This window comes from Moorena sp. SIO2C4 (genome assembly GCF_010672485.1).
In the GTDB taxonomy this organism is placed as follows: Bacteria; Cyanobacteriota; Cyanobacteriia; order Cyanobacteriales; family Coleofasciculaceae; genus Moorena; species Moorena producens.
On record NZ_JAAHGN010000458.1, the window covers coordinates 1 to 5,744 of the forward strand.

Annotated in this window: 3 protein-coding genes and 1 pseudogene; 2 read left to right on the forward strand and 2 right to left on the reverse strand. The window is 43.3% G+C overall.

Annotation, left to right across the window (positions count from 1 at the left end; genetic code table 11):
- Positions 1 to 294 precede the first annotated feature (294 nt).
- On the forward strand, positions 295 to 2,868 hold the full coding sequence (locus F6K20_RS21840) for a HEAT repeat domain-containing protein (protein ID WP_008187478.1): 2,574 nt from the start codon (positions 295 to 297) through the stop codon (positions 2,866 to 2,868).
- A 318-nt stretch (positions 2,869 to 3,186) separates the two neighbouring features.
- Here the strand turns inward: F6K20_RS21840 and F6K20_RS21845 are convergent, their stop codons facing one another.
- Complete coding sequence (locus F6K20_RS21845) at positions 3,187 to 4,116, reverse strand: hypothetical protein (protein ID WP_008187481.1); 930 nt, start codon at positions 4,114 to 4,116, stop codon at positions 3,187 to 3,189.
- 1,213 nt (positions 4,117 to 5,329) lie between these two features.
- Positions 5,330 to 5,518 carry an NDH complex assembly factor CRR9 gene (locus F6K20_RS40800; RefSeq protein WP_502708071.1) on the reverse strand — a complete coding sequence of 63 codons (189 nt, stop codon included), beginning with the start codon at positions 5,516 to 5,518 and terminating at the stop codon, positions 5,330 to 5,332.
- Here F6K20_RS40800 and F6K20_RS21850 point away from each other — a divergent pair.
- Positions 5,427 to 5,744, forward strand: a pseudogene (locus tag F6K20_RS21850) (hypothetical protein); the annotation flags it as partial. The gene F6K20_RS40800 and the pseudogene F6K20_RS21850 overlap by 92 nt on opposite strands.

The following is a 5,744-nucleotide window of genomic DNA, read 5'->3' on the forward strand; positions in this document are numbered from 1 at the left end:
TGCCTCCCCAAGACCGCGCTGCCTCCCCAAGACCGCGCTGCATCGCTCCTAAACTCCGAAACGTAAGTCATAGCTTACTTTTAGGTGCGACCCGTGGCGAATTTAATTCGCCTACGGAAAGCGCACCTTTGACTTCTGACTTCTAACTTCTGACGCTAAGCGTAGCGCTATATCAGGGAGTGGGGAATCCTCAAGAGTACCCCCAAGGGTACTTTTATAGCCCCTCAGAGAGATAAAACTGGATTTGTGAAGAGATTGCTTGTATCTATACTCACGAAACCTTGGAGAACTTCTATGATTAGGTGCATCAAACAACCCACTTCCTCAGTGCTCAAGGTGTTTTTACTGGGCTGCTCATTGCTACTGCTGCCCTGTAGTCCTGCCTTAGCTCAAGGGTGTACTCAAGCAGAGATTAAGACTAATATCGCCAAATTCGACGATATAGACAATACAACCGCTAAACAAGCAATAGTCCAATGTGGTTCAAAATCTGTCTATTTACTGATTGAAGCCCTGAAGACAGATAAATCTGCTGCAGTTCGGGAGGGAGCTGCTGTTGCTCTGTGGAGTATGGGAGAGGAAGCGTATCAAGCTGTCCCTGGGTTGATTAAAGCCCTAAGGAACGATGACTCGGCGACAGTTCGTTCCAAAGCTGCTTCTGCTCTGGGATTGATGGGAGAAGCATCTTATGAAGCTATCCCTGATCTGATTGATGCACTTAAGGATAAATCTGCTGAAGTTCGTGCCAATGGTGCTTATGCTCTAGGCAACTTAGGCAAGAAAGCCAATAAGGCTGTACCTCACCTAATTGAAGCCTTGAGGAATGATAAATCTGCTGAGGTTCGTGCTAACGCTGCTTATGCCCTAGGGAATAAAAAAGAGGCAGCCAAGTCAGCTGTACCTTACCTGATTGAAGCCCTAAAGGATGAAACATCCTTGTTGGTTCGCATAACTAGCGTCAATGCCCTAGAGCAGATTGCCGAGAAAACCAAAGATGTTGCTCCCCAGCTGATTGAGCGACTCAGGAAGGATAAATCTATCCTGATCCGGATTCGCGCTACCGAGGTACTAGGGGAAATTGGAGAGCCAGCTAAGGATGCTTTGCCTCTATTAATTGAGTTGCTTAAGGATAGCTCAGTCTATGTTCGTTATTATGCTGCCTCTGCTTTAGGAAAGATGGGAACGGAAGGGATTCAGGCTGTGCCTAACCTAATAGAAGTCTTGTTGACAGATGAATCGATCGATGTTCACGATTCCGCCGCCTCTGCCCTTGTCGAAATTGCTTCTAAGCTTGGTAAACAGAAGAAGCAGCTCACCAAAGTGCAATTGGAACAATCGATACTGGAATTTGAAACAGTTATCCAAAGGCTAGAGCAAGACACGGAGAAAATTTTCCAGGATAGATGGATAGAAAGCGTTCGTGGTGGTCTTTATGATCTCCAGGAAGAACAGGACTCTCGTAGTTATCAGAAAATTTTTAGGGAAGGGGTGATTATCTGGCTAACTCATATGCTATTTTGGTTGGGACTGATACTGCTTTATCCCAAATCCCCCCAAGTCCAAGCTATCTTCTTTTGGAATCCCTGGGTGCGGAAGTTTTTTGGACTGGGGTATGTGGGCATAGCCCTAACTTGGATTCCCTTTCTACGCTCCAAGTTATTTGCGCCCTTCCAGGAATCCTTGCTGTCAGATGCGGATTTAGAAAACTTTGATGAGCAAGCTTACTTTCCTAACTTGGAAGTCGAGCGGAAGGGAAAAAATATAACCCAACCCATTCAAGAAGCAATACCAGATCTGGAATTACCCATTGTCCTGGAAGGAGAATCAGGATTAGGGAAATCCATGTTTCTACGCCACTTAGTGAAATCATCTAAGCGAATCATCGTCTATTTACCTGCAGAGAAATGCGCTAATGGCGTGATCGAAGCGATTCAAGCAAAACTTCATGGATTCGCCCAAGACTCTGGTTTCTTGCGAGACCTGATTTACAGTGATGCCATTGATATCTGTATTGATGGACTCAATGAAGTCACTCCAGACACACGAGCCTTGATTACCAGTTTTGTGGAAAGTTACTTCAAGGGCAATATTATCATAGGGACCCAATCCATGGAGTGGCAGACCCCCTCTTGCGCTACGACCTATGTACTGCAACCATTGAAACCTAAGCAGATTGAGAAATTTTTACTATCGCGCTATAAAATTATGCCCCCAGATGCTCCCATCTCGGGTATAAAGTACAAACAAGCCTGCGAAAAGTATATTGACACCGTTTTACCTCAGTACCAATCAGAAGAAGAACAGAGAACTGTGCGTCGGATGCTGTCCAACCCGATGGACCTGACCATAGTGGCTCAGATGATAGCCCATGGGCAGAAACCAGACTTGCTGAATTTGCAGCAACAGCAGTATCAATATATGGCTCAGGAGTATGAACAACTCTATCTCAGACAATTTCCCCTAGAGGCATTTGCTGAGACAGTTTACCAGATGCGCTTGCAAGATGAGGTAGCGATACCAGCTGACAAATGGTTTGAAGAACTGATTTGCATGGAACGCCACAAAATGGTATTTTGCCGTCTATTTGTTGACCATGCAGGCAATGATCGAAAAGAATGGTATTTCCGCCACGACAAAATCCAGGACTTTTTCATCGTGCAGACGTTCCTAGGTGAAGGAAATGATTTGCCAAACAAGCAGATCAGTGACCCTAGGTTTCGCGGCGTGTACTTCCTCTTGGCAACCTTACTGCCTTGGGATGCTGCTTGGCGCTTGCGGGAAACCTTAATTCAATACGCAGCGAATACTAAAGACCATACAGTTAGTGATAACTTTGTTCAACTGTTGTTGTCCCGACAAGCAGCATGAAGGCTTGAAGGTTGAAGGTTGTTGGTCAGAATGCAGAATGAAGAATGAAGAATGAAGAATGAAGAATGAAGAATGAAGAATGAAGAATGAAGAATGTAGAATGTAGAATGTAGAAGGCAGAAGGCAGAATGTAGAATTCTCAATTCTCAATTCTAAATTCTCAATTCTCAATTCTAAATTCTCAATTCTCAATTCTAAATTCTCAATTCTAAATTCTCAATTCTAAATTCTCAATTCTCAATTCTCAATTCTCAATTCTCAATTCTGCATTCTAAATTCTAAATTCTAAGAAGCCTGAAGGTTAAGGGTCAACAGCGACTAGAATTTCCAGGCTAGTGGCACTACTGCTTGACTGGACCTATGCTGCTGATAAAAGCCGAGTACTCTCTGGACATAGTCAGCAGTTGCGCCACTGTTGCAGCCAGAGGGTTTTCCTGTCATCCACCAACAGGCGGTACGGCGAACAGCAATCATTTCATTGTTGCCACTATCTGTCAATTCAATATCCAGTTCCCGTCTGATGATACAAGCCACCACACTGCGTGCTGTGGTCGGGTCCGCTTCAAATTGTGCAGGTGTCATTGCCTGTCCTGCACATTGGGATGTCCAGCTAGGGATAATCCCCGGTAAAACTTGCCAGTCACTGTACATGCCATCATTCGGGCGATTGGGTGGTGCCGAAAGCCGCAGTGCTTCTACAAGAGCGTTGACTTGCGGATCAAGAGGGTTGACTTGCGGATCAAGAGTGTTGACTTGCTGATCCTCTACTTGTGCGAATACTGGTGTTGACCTATGGGGCTGCTGATAAAAGCCGAGTACTCTCTGGACATAGTCAGCAGTTGCGCCACTGTTGCAGCCAGAGGGTTTTCCTGTCATCCACCAACAGGCGGTACGGCGAACAGCAATCATTTCATTGTTGCCACTATCTCTAAATTCAATCTCTAGTTCCCGTCTGATGATACAAGCCACCACACTACGTGCTGTGGTCGGGTCGGCTTCAAATTGTGCAGGTGTCATTGCCTGTCCTGCACATTGAGATGTCCAGCTAGGGATAATGGCAGGTTTTACTTGCCAGTCGCTGTACATGCCATCATTCCGGCGATTGGGTGGTGCCGAAAGCCGCAGTGCTTCTACAAGATCGTTGACTTGCTCATCCTCCACTTGTGCTGATACTGGTATTGCCCATAACCCCACACTCACTATTATTCCGGTCAAGACCAGATTTTGAAATTTATTGATTACTTTCATTGATCATTTTCAGATTTATTTTATATCTAAAATTAACTGAACTAGGAATGCCACCGGTCTCGACAGTGATCAGGGAATGATGAAGATGAATGATTAATAATGAATTACCCCATGCTAGGTGTTAGGGGCTTGTACTCGAAAAACGATTAATGCAAAACTATGTGCTGATAGCGTTTTTATATGAGTTGTAAACACAGGTATGGCAGTAATTTGCTTGCCTACAATAGGCAAAAGGCAATAGGATAAAGAGATCCAGAGTTTTATTTAAAAATCAAAAAACACCTCTTAGTTTTACATCTCATTTGGAAACGCTATATTATGTGCCGATACATCATTGATCATTCCTAAGACATACTTCCTTGGACTTAAGGAATTTTTGAGAATAATTGGATAATGATGGGGACTGTGAACAATAGAGCGATATCTAAAATCGTGATGGCTGCGAAGCGAATTTTTTGAGTATTCATGATGCACCGTTTCCTTGAGTATTAACAGCTGACCTAAGAATGCTAGCGGTAACTTATATCCATTTCATCGGTTTAGATCACGCAAGACTGTGATTTAGGACAACGCATCTATGTGATCTTGATCAATAATTTTACCCAAAATCCTCTAAACCGTCATTTATAAAGTAAAGGATTAAATGGCTGTAGGGCGCTTGATAGCTACACTATTGGTAAGTTTTGACTAGTGACAAAACTAAAATTAGCCCCAAAAGCACTAGATTAAATAAGTGCGTTACGATTTATTAACGCACCCCAAAAAAAATTAATATTTATTTTATAAATAAGCTCTAAATTGCTGATTTTTGATTAGGTTTTGTTGAGGTTTGTTTGTTAACAGTACTATGCAGTAAACTGTCAATAATTAACCGATTATATCAAGTCCAGTGAATCACTTCCAACATAATCCCTGGATAGTTGGTGATGGAGAATCGTTAACTACCAATTACCAACTACCAAGGTAAGCTATCAGCTTATGCGCTACGCGCACGCTGCGCGAACAGCTATCAGCTATCAGCTTATGCCCACGCTACTTGAGGTACTTTTTAATAAAACAGGTAAGCATTGGTTTAATCTATGTTACGTCTGCTGACACTTGACCGCTGACGGCTGAATGCTGAGAGCTGAATGCTTACTTACCAACTACCAACTATCAATTACCAACTGCAAGTAATAATTAGTGAAGGGGACAATATTACCTGTTTATTGGCTTACCATTTCAAAAAAGCGGCTTCTACCCCTTGTTCTCGCCGAATCTTACTGTCCTTCTCAAACCAATCGATGATCTGCTGATGGGTCAACTCTTCCATGGGCACCCCAGTATCTTGTGAAATATGCTTCAACAGTCTGAGGGAGGAAATAGTTAAACGAGTTAAAAATTTCTCTGGGGAAGAGAGCAATGCTTGGTCTACATCAGCGGATTCTTCCGGAGTTAAGAATTGGATTGAGGATTGCTGGGAATCAGCCATAAGGGTTTTCAAGGTTTACTATATAACTTTTAAGCTATCAGCTATCAGCTATCAGCTATCAGCTATCAGCTATCAGCTATCAGCTATCAGCTATCAGCTATCAGCTATCAGCTATCAGCTATCAGCTATCAGCTATCAGCTATCAGCTATCAGCTAT